Origin of the sequence: Pseudomonas fluorescens (assembly GCF_012974785.1) — a bacterium.
GTDB classification, from domain to species: domain Bacteria; phylum Pseudomonadota; class Gammaproteobacteria; order Pseudomonadales; family Pseudomonadaceae; genus Aquipseudomonas; species Aquipseudomonas fluorescens_BT.
This window is the reverse complement of record NZ_CP027561.1, coordinates 4046875-4066680: the sequence shown is the minus strand read 5'-3', so window position 1 is coordinate 4066680 and position 19806 is coordinate 4046875. Positions and strand designations below refer to the sequence as shown.

Below are 19806 nucleotides of genomic sequence, written 5' to 3'. Positions count from 1 at the left end.
CACCCCTTTGCGCTGGGGTAACAGAAAGTTGCCGGTCTTACTGCAGACAGAAGCCAGTGAATGTGGTCTCGCGTGTCTCGCCATGATTGCCCGCTATTGGGGGCGTGCAACTGACCTGATTCTGCTTCGTCAGCGTTTCAGCGTTTCACTCAAGGGCTCTACCCTTAAAAGCCTGATATCGATGGCGCAACGGCTCGGGTTCCAGTCCCGCCCATTACGCGTGGAGTTACCGCAACTTTCGAGTCTGAAATTGCCGTGTATTTTGCATTGGGACATGAACCATTTCGTGGTGCTTGAGAAAGTGACGCGCAACGAGTTGCTGATTCACGACCCGGCAAGCGGCAAACGGAGCATTTCCTGGTCTCGGGCATCCAGTCATTTCACAGGCGTGGTACTGGAATTGACGCCCGGGGAACTGTTTGAACGCCTGCCGTCCCAAAAGAAGATTTCCTGGCAATCCATGCTCGGCAAAGTCGATGGGCTCTACGCAGGACTGGCAAGATTGTTGTTGATGGGCGCGCTGTTGCAAGCGCTTGCATTGGCGCTCCCGTTCTACTTGCAATGGGTCGTGGACGACGTGCTGACCACGGGTGATCACCGGTTGATGACTGTTCTGGGCAGCGGATTCTTGTTGCTGGTACTGCTTCAGACCGGATTGGGGTGGTTGCGATCATGGATGGCCGCGTCGTTGTCCGCCTATTTGGGGTATCAATGGTTGGGCAATGCCTTTGCCCATTTGCTGCGCTTGCCGGTTGCCTGGTTCGAGAAGCGGCATCTGGGTGATATCGCGTCGAGATTTCAGGCTATACAGGTCATTCAGAAAACACTGACCACGCAATTGATTGAAGGACTCATCGACGGTTTATGGGTGTTTTCCACGCTGGTCGTCATGTTTTTCTACAGTGCCACGCTCGCATTTGTCAGTCTGTCGGCCGTGGTGCTTTATGCAGCTTTGCGCTGGGGTGTTTTTCAAAAGCAGCGTGAAGCTACAGCGGTGCATATCGCCTGCGCGGCCAGGCAAGGCACGCTGTTTATCGAGTCTGCCCGGGGTATTCAAAGCATTCGGTTATATGGTCGCGAGCAGGAGCGACGGTGCGCTTGGAGTAACGCCCTGACGGATCAGCTCAATGCTGAGTTACGGATCGCGCGCATAGCGATATCGTTCCAGTCAGCCAGCACCCTTGTTTTTAACGGGGAGCGGATTGTCGTGGTCTGGTTGGCAGCAATGGCCGTTATGGATAGCCACTTTTCCGTCGGTATGCTGTTTGCGTTTCTGAGCTACAAGGATCAGTTCAGCCAGCGTATTGCTGCGTTGCTGGATAAGTCGTTCGAACTGCGGATGTTGCGTCTGCACAGTGAGCGCATCGCGGATATTTTGCTGACGGCACCGGAAGAGGGGGCTGACGACGCTGAAATCGACATTCGGGAGATAGAAACGGATATTGAGTTACGCAATGTCTCCTTTCGATACGCGGAACATGAGCCCAATGTCATCGACAATTTGAGTTTGCGCATCCCGGCGGGCGAGTGCATTGCGATTGCGGGGTGTCGGGTTGTGGCAAGACCACTTTGCTCAAATTGATACTGGGGCTGTTGACACCAACCGAGGGGAGATTTTTCTGGGCGGGGTTGAGCTGACGCGTCTTGGGTTGAGGAACTATCGCCAGATGACTGGAACAGTGATGCAGGACGATCAACTGTTCACCGGAACGCTTTCGGACAATATCTGTTTTTTCGACGCTCAGCCGGACCCGGGGCAAGTGATCAGGTGCTCGGAACAAGCGGCGGTGCATGATGAAATCATGGCGCTGCCGATGAAGTACAACACGCTTGTCGGTGATCTTGGATCAGGCCTGTCAGGCGGCCAGAGACAACGCATACTGCTGGCTCGCGCATTGTACCGATCGCCGAGGTTGCTGGTGCTGGACGAAGCCACCAGTCATCTGGATGTCTGGAACGAGCAACGGGTCAATGCCGCCATCACACAGGAGGCAATGACCCGAATACTGGTTGCCCATCGTCCGCAAACCCTTGCAATGGCGCAACGGGTAGTGACTTTGGATCAAGGGCGAATCATCGCGGATCTCACGCATAGGGTCGATGATTGCCCTGGTCGCTAGCGTTCACTGGACGGGTTGCTGCAAATAACATCTGATCCCGTGATCACGAAAGTACCGTTCGATCACCTTCGGATCCGCGCTGTTGTCGGCAATCGCCACGTAGGTATCCGGGCGCAGCAGGTAAAAACCGTTGCGCCCCAGGCCCGCCGTTTCAAACGCCGGGCGCCAGTCGAACACGTGCAGCGGCAAGTGGTGTTCATTGCACCAGGCGATCATTTCGTCGCTGGTGTCACCGTATACATGCACCTGCCAACACGGGTTGCGCAACGGTTCGTAATTGTCCCCCTCGCCATCATGGGCCCACGGCAAGCGGTCGCCGCCGTGCACATGCCCGGCCACTCCCTCGCTCAACGCCATGCCCCGATAATTGACGGTAATCTGCGAGACGGTGCGAAACAGGAATTCGCGACTGGTTTCGAATGACGCCATTTTCGGGATCAGGAACGGTGCCAGCCGCGTGCGCAACAGATCGGCCATGCGGCCTTCGGCGGTGACGAAGCTGAAGACCTTGTCGGTGGTCGACACCAGCCGCCGGGCGAAGGCGATGCGTTCGGTTTCGTAGCTGTCGAGCAGCTTCGCCGTGGCGCCGCCGCTGAGCACTGCCGCGAGTTTCCACGCCAGATTGATCGCATCGCCGATGCCAGTATTCATGCCCTGACCGCCGGCCGGGCTGTGTACGTGCGCCGCATCGCCGAGCAGAAACGCCCGGCCCTGGCGAAAGTGGTCTGCCACTCGATGATGCACACGGTAGGTGGAGAACCAGTTGACGTCCTCGATGTGCACGTTCAGATGTTCGATGGCGCGACTGCTGACATCGGAAAATTCCAGGGTTTCGGCGCGATCCGCACGTTCGTCGCGCACGGTGCCGATCAGCCGTGCGCGACCTTCGCCGGCCAGCGGGAACACCGCGAGAAAATCCGCCTCATCCAGATCCAGATGCAACTCGCCGTTGAGCGCCGGGCCGCTGGCCTGCACGTCGGCGACATAGAAAATCTGCTGATAGGTGCCACCGGGGAAACCGGTGTCGAGGGTCTTGCGCACCACCGAACGGGCGCCGTCACATCCGGCCAGGTAACAGGCCTGGCAGATCTCCTGTTCGCCATCCGGCAGACGCAAATGGGCGGTGAGACCGTCGCCGTTTTCCGTGAAGCTTTCGAGGGTGGTATTGCGCTCGACGAACACGTCGTAGTCTTCGAGGCGGTCGATCAGCAGTCGCTCGTGTTCGTCCTGCGGATAGATTTTCAGAAAGGCATAGGGCGTCAGGCCTTCGCCGATCCGGTTGAGCGGCAACTGTGCCACGGGTTTGCCCTTGACCCAGAAATTCGCCGCTGCCACCCGATGCCCGTTGCGCACCACGGCTTCGGCGAGATCCAGTTGCCGGTACAACTCCAGCGTGCGCGCCTGCACCGCCAGCGCCCGCGAGGTGGTGCCCAGCGCGGAGGTCTTGTCGATGATGCGCACGCGCACGCCCAGTTTGCTCAGCCACAGGGCCAGTACCAGTCCGGTGGGACCCGCGCCGATGATCAGAACGTCACTGCGGTTCATGGTCTGTCCTCCTCGCGTGCCCTTTGCCACTGAGTGTGCAGCACCAAGTATGGATCAGCGGGCGGGCACGGCCAGTTCGCCTGCCAAACGGGGGGATGGAACAGTGTCGCCGGCCCGCAGTCCTATCCTGCACCCTGCGATAGAGCGTAGGGTTAACCCGGCTCAACGGACTGGATGAAGCGTTATGCACACCCCTCGATTATTCGTCAGCCTTGCCGCACTGCTGGTACTGGCCGGTTGCGCCGGGCAGCGCAGCCAGGAACCGGCGCCGCGCGCACCGGCCGAGGTCAAGGCGCAGATCGTGCGCCTGCTGCCGGCGAAAACCGCCGACCGCCAGGGCTGGGCCACGGACATCTACACCGCGTTCGCCGCCCAGGGCATCAGCCCGACGACGCAAAACCTGTGTTCGGTGCTGGCCGTCGCCGAGCAGGAATCCACTTTCCAGGTCGATCCGCCGGTGCCCGGACTGGGCAAGATCGCCCGTGACGAAATCGACCGCCGCGCCGCCAAGGTGCATATCCCGAGCCTGTTGGTCAGCGGTGCCTTGCAGGTGCGCTCGCCGAACGGCAAGACCTACAGCGAACGCCTGAGCGCCGCCCGCAGCGAAAAGGAATTGAGCGCGATCTTCGACGACTTCATCGGCTCGGTGCCGATGGGCCGCACGCTGTTCAGCGGTTTCAACCCGGTGCACACCGGCGGGCCGATGCAGGTCAGCATCGAATTCGCCGAACAGCATGCCAAAGACTATCCGTACCCGGTGGACGGGACGATTCGTCGCGAGGTGTTCAGTCGTCGGGGCGGCATGTACTTCGGCATCGCCCATCTGCTGGGTTATCCGGTGAGTTATCGCGAGCCGCTGTACCGTTTTGCGGACTTCAATGCCGGGTGGTACGCCAGTCGCAACGCAGCGTTTCAGAATGCAGTCAGTCGGGCCTCGGGCGTTCCGCTGGCGCTGGATGGCGACCTGATTCGCTATGACTCGATCATGCCGGGCACCACCGAGCTGGCGGTACGCAGACTTGGCAAATCACTGGGCATGCGTAATCCACAGATCCGCGATCAACTGGAGAAGGGCAATACGCTGGGGTTCGAGGAGACCAGGCTCTATCAGCGGGTCTTCGAACTGGCGGATAAGGCAGAAGGCAAATCATTGCCCCGGGCGGTGCTGCCGGGGATTGTCCTGCAAAGCCCGAAGATCACTCGCAAACTGACCACTGCGTGGTTCGCCAAACGGGTCGATGAGCGCTATCGGCGCTGCATGGCCAGGGACTGACGAGGTAAAAAAAAGACGTTAAAAACCCGGCTGACGGGAGCCGGGTTTTTTCCGGGTTGCTGCGATGAAGCCCTTCATTCAGGCAACGCGGCGTTCGATCAGACGATCCGAACCGCCTTCGGCCACACGACGTTCGATCAGACGATCGGAGCCACCTTCGGCCACACGACGTTCCAGCAGACGATCGGAGCCACCTTCGGCCACACGACGTTCCAGCAGACGATCGGAGCCACCTTCGGCAACACGACGTTCCAGCAGACGATCGGAGCCACCTTCGGCCACACGGCGTTCTTGCAGGCGATCCGAGCCGCCTTCGGCGACGCGCTGTTCGATCAACCGATCCGAACCGCCTTCAGCGATCATGGTGTGGGCCGGTTTGGCGGCAAATGCGTTGAAGGCCAGAACCGAAAGGGCAATGCTGAGGATGACTTGGCGTTTCATGATTTTGTGCTCCGGGGGTTTTGTTTGTTGGGTATGGAGCCGATGTTACGCCCGGGATTTTTTAAGAGAACTTCATTGACGTGATGGTGAACATCGACGTCGATGATGGTTTGTCACAGCACCTTCACCGCGCGGCCAATCGCCTGGATCGGCCCGGTGGGTTTGCCGATCGGCGAGCCGTTGGCGCCTTCCAGCGTCAGCTCGAACAACTGGTTCGGTTGCAGCGGCGGCAGCTTGTCCAGCGGGATCGACAGCGCCTGGCCCGGTTTGACCAGCCCCAGCGACACCGGACCCTGCCAGCCGTCGGCCTTGGTCCAGAATTCCAGCGCCTTATCCGTCGGCACCTCGACCACGCCCAGCGGAATCAACTGAATCTCCCGTGGGTTGCTGGCCTGGATCACCCAGCCCGGCGCCTTGTCCTGCGGGGCGACAAGCACCACCAGAAAGCTTGGTTTCGGCGTGGTCTGGGTCAACAGGATCGAGCCCAATAACAAGGTTGCAGCCAGTCCGGCAGCGCTCAAGCCGCGCCACAGCGACAGGCGGTTCCACCATGAAATCTCTGGCGCCCTCTTATGGGTAAGTTGCCCGACACTGCGTTCGATGCGTTGCCACAGCTGCGACGAGGGTTGATGCGCCGGGGCGAGGTCGGTCAGCTCCAGCAGACGTCGCTCCCAGGCGTCCACGGCCGCTTGCAGCTCGGGATCGTTGGGCAAGCGCCGTTGCAGTTCGGCGCGCACTTCGGCCGAAAGAGTGCCGAGCACGTATTCGCTGGCCAGTTCATCGCGTTCCTGCGCCGATTCGGTGGTCATCCCATGCACTCCCGCAACGCATTGAGGCTGCGTTTGATCCAGGCTTTGACGGTGCCCAGTGGCGTGTCGAGGCGCTGGGCGATCTGCGCGTGGCTGTAACCGTCGACGTAGGCGTGAAGGATGCAGCGGCGGCGTTGCGGTTCCAGTTGATGCAGGCAGCGGTGGATGCGGGTCGATTGCGCCAGTGCGTCGAAACCGTCATCACTCGCCGGAAATTCGTTGCTGTCGTTGAGCGGCGTTTCCCGGTCGTGATTGCGCAACACATTCAGCGCCAGATGCCGGGTCACGCTGAACATCCAGCCCCGGGCCGAACCGCGCGCCGGATCGAAACCCGCCGCGCCGGCCCAGATCTTGATGAATGCGTCGTGAACGATGTCTTCGGCCAGCGCCGTGTCGCGCACCAGACGTCGGGCCACACCGAGCAGCCGCGGACTTTCCTGCACATACAATTCGCGCAGGGCCCCGCGCTCGCCGCGGGCACAGGCGGCGAGGCGGGCTTCGTAATCGAACGCGGTTTCGGGCAAGGGCATGTCCTGCAATCTAGCAAGCATCGGCCAAACGTCCAGCCAGGCTCAGTTCGCCGCCCAGAAAATGTAGTCGGCCTGGTACTTCACCACTTCCTGTTTGCCCTTGTTCGCCGCCGTGCATTCGCTGCCCGGCGCCACGCCGCCCTTGAGCGCGACGCGCTGGATGTAGCTCACGCCGCTCATGGCGCCTTTGCCCTCGGCGGGGTTGGCCTTGACCAGTTGATAGGGCAGGTTGCCCGGACTCGATGGCGCTACGGCCAGTTGCGTGCCGGTGACTTTCGAACCGTCCTGCGCCTGCCAAGTGGCGGGCGGGCCGAAGTAGGTGCCGACCTGTTTGCCGCTGCGATCGTTGAGCACTGCTTTCGGGCCGACGAACACCCACTCGGTCTGGCCGGCGACATTGGCCTTGTCACGGCATTCGTAGGTGATCTCGCCGACCCCGGTGGTTTCCATCGCGATCTTGTGGCCGTCCGGCACCTTGATCGCGTCGGGATAACTGCTTTGGGCGAAGCTTGTCGAGGCGACGGCGAGCAAACCGGTGAAGCCGATCAGTTGGGTGATGTTCATCAGTGTTTCTCCGAAAAGGGTAAACCGCTGACAGCCGAAAGAGGGCTGTTACAGGGACTACCCGTGACGGAGGGGTTTGGATGCAGTGGCCGGAAAATAAATCTGAAAGCACTGACGGTCAGATTGCTGTAACCCGCTCACCCCCGGTTTTTGCCAATGCCAGGCCGGAGGCTTTCAGGAGTTCCTGGGTATAGGCATGCTGCGGCGCCGCAAAAATCTGGCGCGACGCTCCCTGTTCCACCACCTTGCCGTCCTTGATCACCATCAAATCGTGCGCCAGCGCATGCACCACCGCCAGGTCATGGCTGATGAACAGGTACGTCAGCCCGTGGCGGATCTGCAACTGCCGCAGCAATTCCACTATCTGTTTCTGCACCGTGCGGTCCAGCGCCGAGGTCGGTTCGTCGAGCAGAATCAGCGCCGGTTCCAGCACCAGCGCCCGGGCGATGGAAATGCGCTGGCGCTGGCCGCCGGAGAACTCGTGGGGATAGCGATGGCGGCTCTGCGGGTCGAGGCCGACTTCCTCCAGCACGCGGATCACCGCCGCCTCGCGTTCTTCGGGCGTGCCGATGCCGTGGGTCAGCAGGCCTTCGGCGATGATCTGTTGCACCGACATCCGTGGGCTGAGACTGCCGAACGGGTCCTGGAACACCACCTGAATCTGCCGGCGCAACGGGCGCATCAAACGCTGATTGAGCAGGCTCAACTGCTTGTTGCCAAAACGAATATCGCCCTCGGATTCCACCAGCCGCAGAATCGCCTGGCCCAGCGTCGATTTGCCCGAGCCGGACTCGCCGACAATCCCCAGAGTCTTGCCCCGCTGCAGACGGAAACTCACGCCGTCCACGGCCTTGATGTATTCCTGAGTGCGGCTGAACAACGCCTTGGGCAGCGGGAACCAGACTTTCAGGTCATCCACCTCCAGCAGGTTGTGATCGTAGCGACTCGGCACCGGCGCGCCCGACGGTTCTGCCTCGATCAGCAGGCGGCTGTAAGGATGCTGCGGGGTGCGGAACAGCGTTGCGCAATCGGCCTGTTCGACGATTTCCCCGTGGCGCATCACGCACACCCGTTGGGCGATGCGCCGCACCAGGTTGAGGTCATGGCTGATCAGCAGCAGCGACATGCCGAGGCGTTGCTGCAACTCGATCAACAGCTCGAGAATCTTCTGTTGCACGGTCACGTCCAGCGCCGTGGTCGGTTCGTCGGCGATCAGCAATTCCGGTTCGTTGGCCAGCGCCATGGCGATCATCACTCGCTGTCGCTGGCCGCCGGAGAGCTGGTGCGGATAGGCCTTCAAACGCTGCAACGGTTGGCGAATGCCCACCAGTTCCAGCAACTCCAGCGTGCGCTGGCGCGCGGCGCGGCCCTTGAGCCCCTTGTGGATCTCCAGCACTTCGCTGATCTGTTTTTCAACCGTGTGTAGCGGGTTCAGCGAGGTCATCGGCTCCTGGAAAATCATCGCGATGCGGTTGCCGCGCAAGCCGCGCAGCTGCTGTTCGCTGGCGTGCAGCAAGTCCACGCCGTTGTAGCGGATGCTGCCCGTGCTGCTGACGGTTTTGCCCGGCAGCAAACGCAGGATCGAGTGCGCCGTCACCGACTTGCCCGAGCCGGATTCGCCGACCAGTGCCAGGCACTCGCCGCGGCGGATGTCGAGGTTCACGCCGTGCACCACTTCGTGCCCGGCGAAGGCGACGCGCAGGTCGCGGATTTCAATCAGGTTGTCGGTCATTTCAGCTCCGGGGATCAGGATCGCGGATCGAACGCGTCACGGCAGGCTTCGCCGATGAACACCAGCAAGGACAGAATCAGCGCCAGGGCAAAAAACGCCGTCAGCCCCAGCCACGGCGCTTGCAGATTGCGCTTGGCCTGGCCGATCAGTTCGCCCAGCGACGCGGTGCCGGCGGGCATGCCGAAGCCGAGAAAATCCAGCGCGGTGAGGGTGGCAATGGCGCCGGTCAGGATGAACGGCAGGTAGGTGAGGGTGGAGGTCATGGCGTTGGGCAGAATGTGCCGGCGCATCAGCTCGCTGTCCGTCAGGCCCAGGGCCCGCGCGGCCTTGACGTACTCCAGGCTGCGCCCGCGCAGGAACTCGGCGCGCACCACGTCCACCAGTGCCAGCCAGGAAAACAGCGCCATGATCCCCAGCAGCCACCAGAAACTCGGCGAGACGAACCCGGACAAAATAATCAGCAGGTACAGCACCGGCAGTCCCGACCAGATCTCCAGCACCCGCTGCCCGAGCAAGTCGACCCAGCCGCCGTAATAACCCTGCAACGCCCCGGCGACGATACCGACCAACGCACTGACGGCGGTGAGGATCAGCGCAAACAGGATCGAAACCCGCGTGCCGAAAATCACCCGCGCCAATACGTCCCGCGCCTGATCGTCGGTGCCCAGCCAGTTGCTGGAGGACGGCGGGCTCGGCGCCGGTTCCGTGAGGTCGTAATTGACCGTGTCGTAGCTGAACGGGATCGGCGGGAACAGCATCCAGCCGCCCTGATCCTCAATCAGTTTGTGTACGTAACTGCTGGCGTAATCCGGCTGGAACGGCAGTTCGCCGCCGAAATCGGTTTCCAGGTAGTCGCTGAGGATCGGGAAGTAGAAGGCGTTGTGGTAGCGAATCACCAGCGGCTTGTCGTTGGCGATCAGCTCGCCGCCGAGGCAGATCAGGCACAGCCCGATGAACAGCCACAGCGACCAGCGCCCGCGACGATTGGCCTTGAATTGCGCGATGCGCCGCCGGCCCAGAGGGGAAAGTGTGAACATCAGGCAGTCCTCGCCGAGAAGTCGATGCGCGGGTCGAGCAGGGTGTAGCAGAGGTCGCCGATCAGCTTGATCAACAGGCCGAACAGGGTGAACAGGAACAGCGTGCCGAACACCACCGGGTAGTCCCGCGACACCGCCGCTTCGTAGCTCATGCGCCCGAGGCCGTCGAGGTTGAAGAGGGTTTCGATCAGCAGCGAGCCGGCGAAAAACACCTCGATCAACGCCGACGGCACACCGGCCACCACCAGCAGCATCGCGTTGCGAAACACATGGCCGTAGAGCACGCGTCTTTCGGTCAGGCCCTTGGCGCGTGCGGTGATCACGTACTGGCGGCTGATCTCGTTGAGGAAGCTGTTTTTGGTCAGGATCGTCAGCGTCGCAAAACCACCGATCACCAGCGCCGTCACTGGCAGCACCAGGTGCCAGAGGTAGTCGCCGGCCTTGCCCCACAGGCTCAGGCTGTCGAAGTTGTCCGAGACCAGCCCCTGTACCGGAAACCAGTTGACGTAGCTGCCCCCGGCGAACACCACGATCAACAGGATCGCGAACAGAAACGCCGGCATCGCGTAGCCGACGATGATTGCCGTGCTGCTCCAGACATCGAATGCGCTGCCGTTTTTGATTGCCTTGCGAATGCCCAGCGGGATCGAAATCAGGTAGGTGATCAAGGTCGCCCACAGGCCGAGGGACAGCGACACCGGCAGCTTCTGCACGATCAGGTCCGTCACCTTCGCACCGCGAAAGAAGCTGCTGCCCAGGTCCAGTTGCGCGTAGTTCTTGAGCATCAGCCACAGGCGTTCGTGCATCGGTCGGTCGAAACCGTAGTGGTGTTTGATCTCTTCGATCAGCGCCGGATCCAGACCACGGCTGCTGCGCCCGGCACCGCCGATCGCGGTCACCTCGCTGGCGCCGCCCATGCTGTGCCCGCCGAAGCCTTGCAGGCGGGCGATGGCCTGTTCCACCGGGCCGCCGGGCGCGGCCTGCACGATGACGAAGTTGACCACCAGAATGCACAGCAGCGTCGGGATGATCAGCAACAGACGTCGACTCAGATAACGCCACATGTCACTGGCCCCCCGCGAGCTGATGCAAGGCGCTCATCTGCTGATTGGTCAGCGGCTTGGCCGAGACCTCCCACCAGGTATCGAGGCCTTCGCTGTAAATCGGCTGCACCGGTGGCCTGCCGAAGCGGTTCTGAAACACCGTCGGCGTGCCTTTGGAGTAGTAGTTGGGAATCATGTAGTCACCCCATTGCAGCACCCGGTCGAGGGCGCGGGCGTAACGCACCATGGCGTCGCGGGTATTGGCCTGCACCAGGCCGTCGATCAGCCGGTCCACCGCCGGGTCCGCCAGCACCATCGAATTGGAGCTGCCGACCTGGGTCGCGCTCTGCGAGGCATACAGGCTGTATAACTCGCGGCCCGGCGAGACGATCGGATCGCCGCTGCGGGGGAAACTGGTAACGATCATGTCGTAGTCCCGGGCGTTGAGCCGGTTGATGTATTGCGCCGAATCGATGCGCCGCAGACTCAGCGTGATGCCGATCTGCGCCAGGGTGCGTTTGTACGGCAGCAACATGCGGTCGAAACCGCCCTGGCCGTCGAGGAAGGTGAATTCGAGTGGCTCGCCGGCAGCGTTCACCAGCCGATTGTTTTTCGGCGTCCACCCGGCCTCGGCCAACAGCTTCAGGGCCTGCAACTGCTTGTCGCGGATGTAGCCGCTGCCATCGGTTTTCGGCGCCTGATAGACCTGGGTGAACACCTCGTCCGGAATCTGTCCGCGCAGCGGTTCGAGGATCGCCAGCTCCCTGGCGTCGGGCAGGGCGGTGGCGGCCATTTCACTCTTCGGCCAGTAGCTGTTCTGGCGCACGTAGAAGCCGCGCATCATCTGCTTGTTGGTCCACTCGAAATCCCACAGCAGGCTCAGCGCCTGCCGCACGCGGCGATCCTTGAACAGCGGGTTCTGCAGGTTGAACACAAACCCCTGGGCGCTGGTCGGTTTGTCCGGGGCGAGAATCGCTTGTTGCAGGCGACCGTCGCGCAGCGCCGGGCTGTCGTAGCCGACCACGTAGCCGGATGAGGAAAACTCGCGGTTGTAGTCGAACGCCCCGGCCTGCAGCAGTTGCCGGGCGACGTCGGTGTCGCCGTAGAAATTCACGGTCAGGCTGTCAAAGTTGTACATCCCGCGACTGACCGGCAGGTCCTTGCCCCACCAATTCGGATCGCGCTGGAAACCGATGCTGCGCCCCGCATCGACCTTGCTCACCCGGTACGGGCCGCTGCCCAGCGGGGGTTCGAAGCCGCCGCCGTTGGCAAAGTCGCGGGTCTTCCACCAGTGCTCGGGCACCGGTCGCAGCGACGCCAGATCCAGCGCGAGGGTGCGGTTGAGGTTGTTCTTGAAGGTGAAGCGAATCTGCCGCGGGCCTTCGATCAGCACATCCTGCACGTCGGCGTACTGCTGGCGATAACTCAGGCTGCCCTTGGTCATCAACAGCTCGAAGGTGTAGCGCACGTCCTCGGCGGTGATCGGCGTGCCGTCGGCGAAACGCGCCTCGGGATTCAGGTTGAAACGCACCCACAGACCGACTGGGTCACGCTCCATGGATTGCGCCACCAGACCGTAGACGGTGTAGGGCTCGTCCAGCGAGCGGAACGCCAGCGGCGAATACACCCAGTCGTTGACCTGGACCACGGAAATGCCCTGATCGGCATAGGGGGTGATGTAGTTGTACTGACCGATCTCCATCGATGCGCGGCTGAGCGAGCCGCCCTTCGGGGCGTCGGGATTGACGAAATCGAAGTGCTGGAAACCGGCGGGGTATTTCGGCGCCTCGCCGTACACCGTCATCGCGTAGCTGCCGCCGGCCAGCGCAGCTGCCGCGTTGCACAGCAGCGCGCTGCCGAGCAGCAGGCCGGCCATGTTGCGCATGAATGTCATGAAGTCGTTCCTCTGAGCCGGAAAAACCCGAAGCGGCGGTTGGCCGCTGCGGGATGCGAATTCGCAAGGGGAAGGGGCCGGCCGGAGTCTTGCGCGGCCCCGACCTGTACTCAGAAGTGGTACGTCATGCGCGCAAACAGCGTGCGGCCCAGCGGGTCGGTGTAACGTGGGTCATAGCCGCTCTGGAAGTTGTAGGCCTGGTTGGAGAACGGCGGATCGCGGTCGAACAGGTTCTTCACCCCGGCGTCCACGTCCAGCACCTTGTCGAAGGTGTAGCCGGCCGACAGGTCCCACACCGAATACGACGCGACCCGTGCGTTGGTTTCGCGGTCGTAGTCGTTGTAGCCGGTGGTAAAGCGGTTGGTCAGCGCTGCACGGGCGGCGCCGAAGGTCCAGGAACCGGTCAGGTTGTGTTTCCAGCGGGCAATCACCCCGTCACCCTTGAAGTCGCCGACCTTATCGGTGAACGGGCCCTTGATGGTGCTCTGGAAGTCGTACTCGTCGACATAGGTGCCTTGCAGGCCCAGGCCGAACTGGCCGTAAGGCGTGTTCGGGAAGCGATAGTCCAGCGACACATCGACGCCGTTGGTTTCGACGATGCCGAGGTTGGCGTTGCCGGTGACGATGTAATTGAGCGTGCCGTCGGCGTTGCGCACGAAACGGTCAGGGTAGCTGCCGGCCTGATCGAACACGGTGGATTCCGGGAACGGCTGGATCTGGTTGGAGATGTGAATCCACCAGAAATCCAGGCCCACGGACAGGTTGCTGACCGGCTGATAAACGAAGCCGAGCGTCACGTTGCGCGCTTTCTCCGGGGCCAGGTCTTCGTTGCCGCCGATCTGGTTGAGGAACTGCTGACCGCAATCGCGTCCGCCGTTGCCGCCCGGTTGCACCACGCCGCCGGTACACAGCACCGGGTCGTTGTAGTAGCCCTGGGTGTAGGTGATGCTGCGTGGCGAATACAACTCGTACAGTGACGGCGCGCGGAAACCTTCGCTGTAGGCGCCGCGCACCACCAGCTCCTTGAGTGGCTGATAACGGAACGAATATTTCGGGTTGGTGGTGCTGCCGAAGTCGCTGTATTTGTCGTGACGCACGGCGGCCGACAATTCCAGGCTGTCGAGCACCGGCACGTTGATTTCCGCGTAGGCGGCTTTCACGCTGCGGTCGCCCTCGACGCTGCCGGCGGGGTCGATGCCCAGGCTCTGGATGTCGCCGGCGAAAGCTTCGAAGTCCTGGTGGAATTTCTCTTTGCGGTACTCGCCGCCCAACGCCAGCCCCGACGGGCCGGCACCGAACCAGTCACCGATCTCGCGGCTGATCCGCCCGTCGAAACCGGCGACCCGACCGACCGCCGTGGAATAGGCGCCGTGGTACATGGCCTGATCGATGTACTGCTGACCGGCGCTGGTCTGCGGACCGAACGGGTTGAGCAGGCCGCTGGCCAGACCGTTGATCATTGCCTGATCGCTGACATAGCCGCTGGTGACGCTGGAGACAATCTTGTTCTGGTTGTACGAGGCGCCGACGTTGTAGTCCCAGCCGCCGACCAGACCGTCGAAACTCAGCAAAAAGCGCTGGCTGGTGTTCTGGTCTTTCGATTCACGCGGGCCGGCGGCGGTTTCGCGCCAGTTCACGTCCACCGGTTGCGTCGGGTCGAGGGCGAAGCCGGTGGGCGCCGGGGTGATGCCGTTGCCGGGGTAGTAGGGCGAGGACGAATCCAGGCTCAGGCCGGTCAATGGCGCCGGGCCGACGGCGGTGGCGTTGTTGTTGCGTGACCAGAAATATTCGAGGTTGATGTTGTGGTCGTCGGCCAGTTTGCCGGTGGTCTTGCCGAAGAACGAAGTCTTCTCGGTCTGTGGCACCAGGTCGATGAATTCCCGGGTACTGAAGCGGCAGAGGCCGTCGCGGGCCACCAGGTTGGGGCCGTTGCAATTGCTGTTGGCCAGCGGGTTGGTGGCGTTGCCGTTCTGGCTGTAGTTGCCGGGGAACGCGGTGCCTGAGGTCTGGTCCAGGCCACGGCCGGGCACGTAGTCGCGGGCGAAGGAGCGGTCGTTGGCGTCGAGGTTCTGCTGCTTGTTGTAGTTGAACACGCCGAGCACGTTGAAGCGGTCCTGTTCCAGGTCGCCGTAGCCCCAGCTGGCGCTCATGTCCTTGGTCGCACCGCCGCCGCTGTGGGTCGGGGTTTCGCCACCAAGGGTGAGCTGGCCGTCGGTCATGGATTTTTTGGTGATGAAGTTGATCACGCCACCGATGGCGTCGGTGCCGTACAGGGCCGAGGCGCCGTCGCGCAGCACTTCCACGCGCTCGATCGCGGCAAACGGGATCATGTTCAGATCCACCGCGCCGCCGGCCGAGTTGGTGCCCGACAGGGCGTTGTTGGCCAGCCGGCGACCGTTGAGCAGCACCAGTGTCTTGTTCGCGCCAATGCCGCGCATGTCGGCAAACGATGCGCCGCCGGTGGCCGCGCCGACCGAGCCTGCGCTGTTGTTGATCGACTGGCTGCCGGTGATGCGCTGCACCAGTTCGGCGGTGGTGGTCACGCCCTGTTTGCGCAGTTCATCGGCCTTGAGCACGGTGATCGGCACCGCCGTTTCCGCATCGACCCGGCGAATCGCCGAACCGGTCACTTCGACCCGTTGCAGTTGCGTGGTCGGCGCAACCACCGCAGCGGCGGCCGGGACGCCGTTGTCGTCCTCGGCAGCCTGAACCCCGGCACCCATCCCCATGGCCACCAGGTACAACGGAACGAAACGGTGGCGGGAAATCGTTGCCACCAAGGGTTTGAGCGTGAAGCGTGGAGTGTTCATCAGCATGGTTGTTTCCGACTTTGTTAGACGTTTATCGAAATGGCCTTGTGAGCCCTCTTTGCACGGAGCACGGTGGTGCCGCGCCGCGAAAACCACTTTCTTCAAGCAAGCCGATCCCCTCCGAAGACGCGCTGCGTTTTTTCGGTCGGCCGATTGCGACGGGATTCAACGAACGGTGCCGGGCGCGTCCCTCACTGCGCGCCCGGCACCGCCGTCAGCGGGTGGTCATCACCGATATTTTGGTAATGCCCGAGCGCTCGATGGACGCCATGGCTTTGGCCACCTGGCCGTAATTCACGGCGGAGTCGGCCTGCAGCTGCACGCGGACGTCGGCATCTTTGGCCTTGACCTCCTTGAGGCTGGCCTCCAGTGATTCCGGTGCCAGCTCGGTCTTGGCCAGGAAGAACTTGCCGTCCTGATCGACGCTGACCACCACCGGATCCTTCTTTTCGGCGGGGGCGACGGCGTCGGTTTTCGGCAGGTTGACCTTGATCGCGTTGGTCATCAGCGGCGCGGTGACGATGAACACCACCAGCAGCACGAGCATCACGTCCACCAGCGGCGTGACGTTCATTTCGCTGAGCACTTCATCGCTGTCTTGAGTGGAAAAGGACATCAGCTGGCCTCCCGCACGGCGGCCGTGGATTTGGCGATGGCCTGGCGGCTGATGGAAAACGCGCTGCGCGAGGCGAGGGCGTCGAAGTCGTGGGCGAAGTCATCCATGTCGGCGGAGGCCAGTTTCAGGCGTCGCAGGAAGAAGTTGTAAATCAGCACCGCCGGCACCGCGACGGCAATGCCCACACCGGTGGCGATCAGCGCGTGGCCGATGGGCCCGGCCACGGTTTCCAGGCTGGCCGAACCGCTGGCGCCGATGCTTTGCAGGGCTTCCATGATTCCCCACACGGTGCCGAACAGGCCAATGAACGGCGCGGTGCTGCCGATACTGGCGAGGATCGCCTGGCCGTTTTCCAGCGAGCGACGTTCCTTCTGGATCTGCTGGCGCAGGTTGCGTTCCAGTCGGTCGGAACGGTTGATGGTGTGCGCCAGTTGCTGGGTGGTGCGCGGGGACTCTTCCACCAGCAAGGCTTCGAAACCGCTGCTGGCGATCCGCGCCAGCGAGCCCGGATATTGACTGGCGTGTTCGGCGGCGGTCAGCAGATCCGGCGCGCCCCAGAAGGCTTTGCTGAACTGCTTGTTCTGGGTTTTCTGACGCAGGTATTGCGCCGACTTGACCAGCAGGATCGCCCAGCTGACCACGGAAAACAGCACCAGCCCCCAGAGCACGCCGGGGACAATCATCGAAGACAGAGAATCGTTCATGGCTACACCTCGCTTGCGTTAATCGGTTGTGAGTTCGGTTGTCGCGCCGTCATTGCGGCAATTTGAAATCGATGGTCTGGGTGGCGAAGCCGTCGATCGGTGTGTCGCCGCGCTTGGCCGGAATGAACTTCCAGGCCTTCACCGCCGCGACCGCCGCGTCATCCAGTTGCGGCTTGCCGCTGGACTTGGTCACGGTCACCGAGCCGGCGCGACCGTTGGCCAGCACCTGAATCCGCAGCACCACGCTGCCTTCCCAGTTGCGCCGCAGAGCCAGCGACGGGTATTCCGGCGGCGGGTTGCCGAGGCTGGCGAGACCGGAAATCGCCGCCGACTCTTTCACCGGGCCCGGTGCCGCCGCAGGTGCCGGTGGCGCGCTCGGGGTGGCCGGAGCAGCAGGCGCCGCCGGTTGCGCAGGGGCGGGCGGTGCTTTTGGCGGCTCGGCCTTTTTCACCGGTTTGGGTTTCTCGACCGGTTTCGGTTTTTCGATCGGCTTGGGTTTCTCCACCGGTTTGGGCGGCGGCTTGACCGCGTCCTCGTCTTCCACCGGTTGTTCCGGTTCGGGAGGGGGCGGCGGGGGGGGCGGCGGCTCCGGTGTCGGCGGTGCCGGAGGTGTCGGGCTGGTCAGCTCGACGGTCATTTCCGGGATTTCCGGTGGCGTGGGCAGCGGTTCGGCCCGCGCCTGCTGGAAAGACCACCAGGCGCCGCCGTGTATCAGCGCCGATACCGCCACCAGCAACAGCATCTGCTGTTTGTTCAGGCCGCCGGGCTGAGAAGTGTTGGCCTTGTAGACGGGCCGACCCGCTCCCGACGCAAGCGCTGCGTTCGGTACTGGCCCCGGCGGCGTTCTGTGCTTTACCGCATCGTTCATTAAAGCTCCCTCGGGTGGATGAAGGGCAATAAGGTGCCGTTCGAACAACAAGGCGTTGTTCGAGTGAGTGGTCGCAACTTTCATACAGGTGTGCAGAAGCCGATAGTTGAACTATCTATTGAACAGGGCTTGTGCAGCTTGTTGCTTCAGTAATGCCGACTTCGATGGTTCATTGATCCGGTCCGTGGCTGTTCTTTTATAAGTGGGTGTGCAATTGAGTGGCTAACATCATTCTTGCCCTCATGGTTGATGCAATAGCAACCGCTGTGCCAAAGAGTGATCAATTGTGTAGCGGTTATTTCACGGATGATACGTATGTCGCATTTATATAAGTTTCATCAAACATGCCGGTTTTCATGGGCGCACAACCTCCCGAAGGCCCTCTTTGCAGGACTTTTTTCAGGGCGAGACAGGCCGGGCGCGGTATCGCGCTGTTCAGCGAGATAGAGCGGCTGTTCTCGTGTCGGCCAGGACGCGTGATGGTGCGTGGCGGACTGAATTGGTGCGGGTCAGTGTTTTAGCGGGTCACAGGCGATATTCCTTGTTCTTGTTTAAGTAAAGTCGGTCGTTCCACTGGAACGGTGTATTGGCTGCAAGTGCAGTTTTGGTGCGCTTCGGACATTAACGCCAAACAGCGAAAGTTGTAGCGGTGTGCTGTCTGGAAGTTATTGTCGAACAATGTTTTCTTGCATTCATTAAAGCAGCGCGCACGCAATGACTTCTTGCGTGCTATTTAAAAAATAAATAGTGCAGACGTTCAGGTAATAAAAGGCATGCACGCACTGTTCGCAGGACGAACACGGCGCAGGTACAGGGGCACGGAGAGAAGAGTGTGGCGCAGCAGATGAAGATTCACGCGGTGAACTCCTTGTTGCCAGCTCGGATACGCGAACTTTTGGTTCGGTATCGCACCTTACAAGAACGCGGATAGCGTTCGCTGATTGCTCTTGGTGCGGGATGGGCACCGCCAGCGCTGTTTTGCGAGATCAGGGATTCGCAAGCTGCCGATGAATGCGCAATCCGTGCCAAATTCGATACAACAGCTATAAATAGGGCCAGGGCAGGATGCCTTTCGCAGTGGAGGAGGGGATATGTATCAGCTCTACGGACATCGCAATTCAGGGGCGGCGGCCATCGAGGCGGCACTCGAGCTGTGCCAGGTGGCTTACCGCTTCATCGATATCGAGGCCGGTGCGGAAGCGGCGCAGGAGCTGGCGCGGCTCAATCCGCTCAAACAGATCCCGACCCTGCAACTGCCGGACGGCAGTGTAATCACCGAAAGTGCGGCGATCCTGATTCATCTGGGGCTGAGTTTTCCGCAATCCGGCCTGTTGCCCGCCGCGGGCGCTGACCGTGACCAAGCGATTCGCGGCCTGGTGTACATCGTCAGCAATTGCTATGCGGCCATCGGCATCATTGATTACCCCGAGCGCTGGCTGGTGATGCCGGACGAGGCCTCGCGGCAGAATCTGATGACGGGTGCGCGGGAACGATTGCACTGGACCTGGGAGGTGTTTGCCGACCAGTTCTCCGCCGAGCTGTACCTGGACGATGAAACACCGGGGGCGCTGGATGTATTGGCAGCGGTGGTCTCGCGCTGGGCCGGTGCCCGTGAACACCTGCGTCAGGCCCGGCCCGGTTTCCATGCGTGGCTGCAACGCATCGACCGACACCCGGTGCTGGCGCCGGTCTTCGCGCGGCATTGGCCTGCCTGAACAAAAAACAAACCTGTGGGAGCGAGCCTGCTCGCGATTGCGGTCTGTCAGCAGATACTTTTACCTGATACACCGCTATCGCGAGCAGGCTCGCTCCCACAAAGG

The 19806-nt window shown here is 61.9% G+C and carries 16 protein-coding genes and 1 pseudogene; 4 read left to right on the top strand and 13 right to left on the bottom strand.

Annotated elements, in window-relative coordinates; genetic code table 11:
• Nucleotides 1-82: 82 nt before the first annotated feature.
• Nucleotides 83-1582, top strand: a complete 1500-nt coding sequence (locus tag C6Y56_RS18295) for a peptidase domain-containing ABC transporter (protein WP_432760310.1) — start codon at nucleotides 83-85, stop codon at nucleotides 1580-1582.
• Nucleotides 1528-2120, top strand: a pseudogene (locus C6Y56_RS29415) (ATP-binding cassette domain-containing protein). The gene C6Y56_RS18295 and the pseudogene C6Y56_RS29415 overlap by 55 nt, the downstream one beginning before the upstream one ends.
• Before the next feature lie 3 nt (nucleotides 2121-2123).
• Here C6Y56_RS29415 and C6Y56_RS18290 read toward each other — a convergent pair.
• Nucleotides 2124-3665: an FAD-dependent oxidoreductase gene (locus tag C6Y56_RS18290; RefSeq protein ID WP_169431066.1), complete on the bottom strand. Its 1542-nt coding sequence runs from the start codon at nucleotides 3663-3665 to the stop codon at nucleotides 2124-2126.
• Nucleotides 3666-3849: 184 nt separating this feature from the next.
• Between C6Y56_RS18290 and C6Y56_RS18285 the strand changes: the two genes are divergently transcribed.
• On the top strand, nucleotides 3850-4938 hold the full coding sequence (locus tag C6Y56_RS18285) for a DUF1615 domain-containing protein (protein ID WP_169431065.1): 1089 nt from the start codon (nucleotides 3850-3852) through the stop codon (nucleotides 4936-4938).
• A gap of 78 nt (nucleotides 4939-5016) precedes the next feature.
• Here C6Y56_RS18285 and C6Y56_RS18280 read toward each other — a convergent pair whose 3' ends face one another.
• The 12 genes from C6Y56_RS18280 to C6Y56_RS18225 all read right to left on the bottom strand — a co-directional run bounded on the left by C6Y56_RS18280 (nucleotide 5017) and on the right by C6Y56_RS18225 (nucleotide 17986).
• Nucleotides 5017-5379 carry a hypothetical protein gene (locus C6Y56_RS18280; RefSeq protein WP_169431064.1) on the bottom strand — a complete coding sequence of 121 codons (363 nt, stop codon included), beginning with the start codon at nucleotides 5377-5379 and terminating at the stop codon, nucleotides 5017-5019.
• A gap of 113 nt (nucleotides 5380-5492) precedes the next feature.
• Nucleotides 5493-6188 carry an anti-sigma factor gene (locus tag C6Y56_RS18275; RefSeq protein ID WP_169431063.1) on the bottom strand — a complete coding sequence of 232 codons (696 nt, stop codon included), beginning with the start codon at nucleotides 6186-6188 and terminating at the stop codon, nucleotides 5493-5495.
• Entirely contained in the window at nucleotides 6185-6718 is a 534-nt protein-coding gene (locus C6Y56_RS18270) for a sigma-70 family RNA polymerase sigma factor (protein WP_169431062.1), read from the bottom strand. Before C6Y56_RS18270 ends, C6Y56_RS18275 begins: the two co-directional genes overlap by 4 nt.
• 42 nt (nucleotides 6719-6760) lie before the next feature.
• Entirely contained in the window at nucleotides 6761-7282 is a 522-nt protein-coding gene (locus C6Y56_RS18265; protein WP_169431061.1) for a DUF3455 domain-containing protein, read from the bottom strand.
• A 118-nt stretch (nucleotides 7283-7400) separates the two neighbouring features.
• The gene (locus C6Y56_RS18260; protein ID WP_169431060.1) at nucleotides 7401-9014 is read right to left on the bottom strand and encodes an ABC transporter ATP-binding protein; all 1614 of its coding nucleotides are present in this window, start codon (nucleotides 9012-9014) and stop codon (nucleotides 7401-7403) included.
• Between the two features lie 14 nt (nucleotides 9015-9028).
• Nucleotides 9029-10051, bottom strand: a complete 1023-nt coding sequence (locus tag C6Y56_RS18255; RefSeq protein ID WP_169431059.1) for an ABC transporter permease — start codon at nucleotides 10049-10051, stop codon at nucleotides 9029-9031.
• Nucleotides 10051-11115, bottom strand: a complete 1065-nt coding sequence (locus C6Y56_RS18250; protein ID WP_169431058.1) for a microcin C ABC transporter permease YejB — start codon at nucleotides 11113-11115, stop codon at nucleotides 10051-10053. Before C6Y56_RS18250 ends, C6Y56_RS18255 begins: the two co-directional genes overlap by 1 nt.
• A gap of 1 nt (nucleotide 11116) precedes the next feature.
• A complete protein-coding gene (locus C6Y56_RS18245; protein ID WP_169431057.1) occupies nucleotides 11117-12988 on the bottom strand; it encodes an extracellular solute-binding protein in 1872 nt (623 codons plus the stop codon).
• Between the two features lie 110 nt (nucleotides 12989-13098).
• On the bottom strand, nucleotides 13099-15804 hold the full coding sequence (locus C6Y56_RS18240; RefSeq protein WP_169431056.1) for a TonB-dependent receptor: 2706 nt from the start codon (nucleotides 15802-15804) through the stop codon (nucleotides 13099-13101).
• Nucleotides 15805-16012: 208 nt separating this feature from the next.
• The gene (locus C6Y56_RS18235; RefSeq protein ID WP_011335072.1) at nucleotides 16013-16414 is read right to left on the bottom strand and encodes an ExbD/TolR family protein; all 402 of its coding nucleotides are present in this window, start codon (nucleotides 16412-16414) and stop codon (nucleotides 16013-16015) included.
• On the bottom strand, nucleotides 16414-17118 hold the full coding sequence (locus C6Y56_RS18230) for a MotA/TolQ/ExbB proton channel family protein (protein ID WP_085608298.1): 705 nt from the start codon (nucleotides 17116-17118) through the stop codon (nucleotides 16414-16416). Before C6Y56_RS18230 ends, C6Y56_RS18235 begins: the two co-directional genes overlap by 1 nt.
• A 49-nt stretch (nucleotides 17119-17167) precedes the next feature.
• Nucleotides 17168-17986, bottom strand: coding sequence for an energy transducer TonB (locus tag C6Y56_RS18225; RefSeq protein WP_169431055.1), 819 nt, complete (start codon nucleotides 17984-17986; stop codon nucleotides 17168-17170).
• 1091 nt (nucleotides 17987-19077) lie between these two features.
• Here C6Y56_RS18225 and C6Y56_RS18220 point away from each other — a divergent pair.
• Complete coding sequence (locus C6Y56_RS18220; protein WP_169431054.1) at nucleotides 19078-19701, top strand: glutathione S-transferase; 624 nt, start codon at nucleotides 19078-19080, stop codon at nucleotides 19699-19701.
• The last annotated feature ends 105 nt before the right edge of the window (nucleotides 19702-19806 follow it).

Excerpts from the sequence above, each read along its gene's own strand:
- C6Y56_RS18295 (WP_432760310.1), top strand. The coding sequence starts at position 83 with ATGATTGCCCGCTATTGGGGGCGTGCAACTGACCTGATTCTGCTTCGT.
- C6Y56_RS18290 (WP_169431066.1), bottom strand. The coding sequence starts at position 3,665 with ATGAACCGCAGTGACGTTCTGATCATCGGCGCGGGTCCCACCGGACTG.
- C6Y56_RS18285 (WP_169431065.1), top strand. The coding sequence starts at position 3,850 with ATGCACACCCCTCGATTATTCGTCAGCCTTGCCGCACTGCTGGTACTG.
- C6Y56_RS18280 (WP_169431064.1), bottom strand. The coding sequence starts at position 5,379 with ATGAAACGCCAAGTCATCCTCAGCATTGCCCTTTCGGTTCTGGCCTTC.
- C6Y56_RS18275 (WP_169431063.1), bottom strand. The coding sequence starts at position 6,188 with ATGACCACCGAATCGGCGCAGGAACGCGATGAACTGGCCAGCGAATAC.
- C6Y56_RS18270 (WP_169431062.1), bottom strand. The coding sequence starts at position 6,718 with ATGCCCTTGCCCGAAACCGCGTTCGATTACGAAGCCCGCCTCGCCGCC.
- C6Y56_RS18265 (WP_169431061.1), bottom strand. The coding sequence starts at position 7,282 with ATGAACATCACCCAACTGATCGGCTTCACCGGTTTGCTCGCCGTCGCC.
- C6Y56_RS18260 (WP_169431060.1), bottom strand. The coding sequence starts at position 9,014 with ATGACCGACAACCTGATTGAAATCCGCGACCTGCGCGTCGCCTTCGCC.
- C6Y56_RS18255 (WP_169431059.1), bottom strand. The coding sequence starts at position 10,051 with ATGTTCACACTTTCCCCTCTGGGCCGGCGGCGCATCGCGCAATTCAAG.
- C6Y56_RS18250 (WP_169431058.1), bottom strand. The coding sequence starts at position 11,115 with ATGTGGCGTTATCTGAGTCGACGTCTGTTGCTGATCATCCCGACGCTG.
- C6Y56_RS18245 (WP_169431057.1), bottom strand. The coding sequence starts at position 12,988 with ATGACATTCATGCGCAACATGGCCGGCCTGCTGCTCGGCAGCGCGCTG.
- C6Y56_RS18240 (WP_169431056.1), bottom strand. The coding sequence starts at position 15,804 with ATGCTGATGAACACTCCACGCTTCACGCTCAAACCCTTGGTGGCAACG.
- C6Y56_RS18235 (WP_011335072.1), bottom strand. The coding sequence starts at position 16,414 with ATGTCCTTTTCCACTCAAGACAGCGATGAAGTGCTCAGCGAAATGAAC.
- C6Y56_RS18230 (WP_085608298.1), bottom strand. The coding sequence starts at position 17,118 with ATGAACGATTCTCTGTCTTCGATGATTGTCCCCGGCGTGCTCTGGGGG.
- C6Y56_RS18225 (WP_169431055.1), bottom strand. The coding sequence starts at position 17,986 with ATGAACGATGCGGTAAAGCACAGAACGCCGCCGGGGCCAGTACCGAAC.
- C6Y56_RS18220 (WP_169431054.1), top strand. The coding sequence starts at position 19,078 with ATGTATCAGCTCTACGGACATCGCAATTCAGGGGCGGCGGCCATCGAG.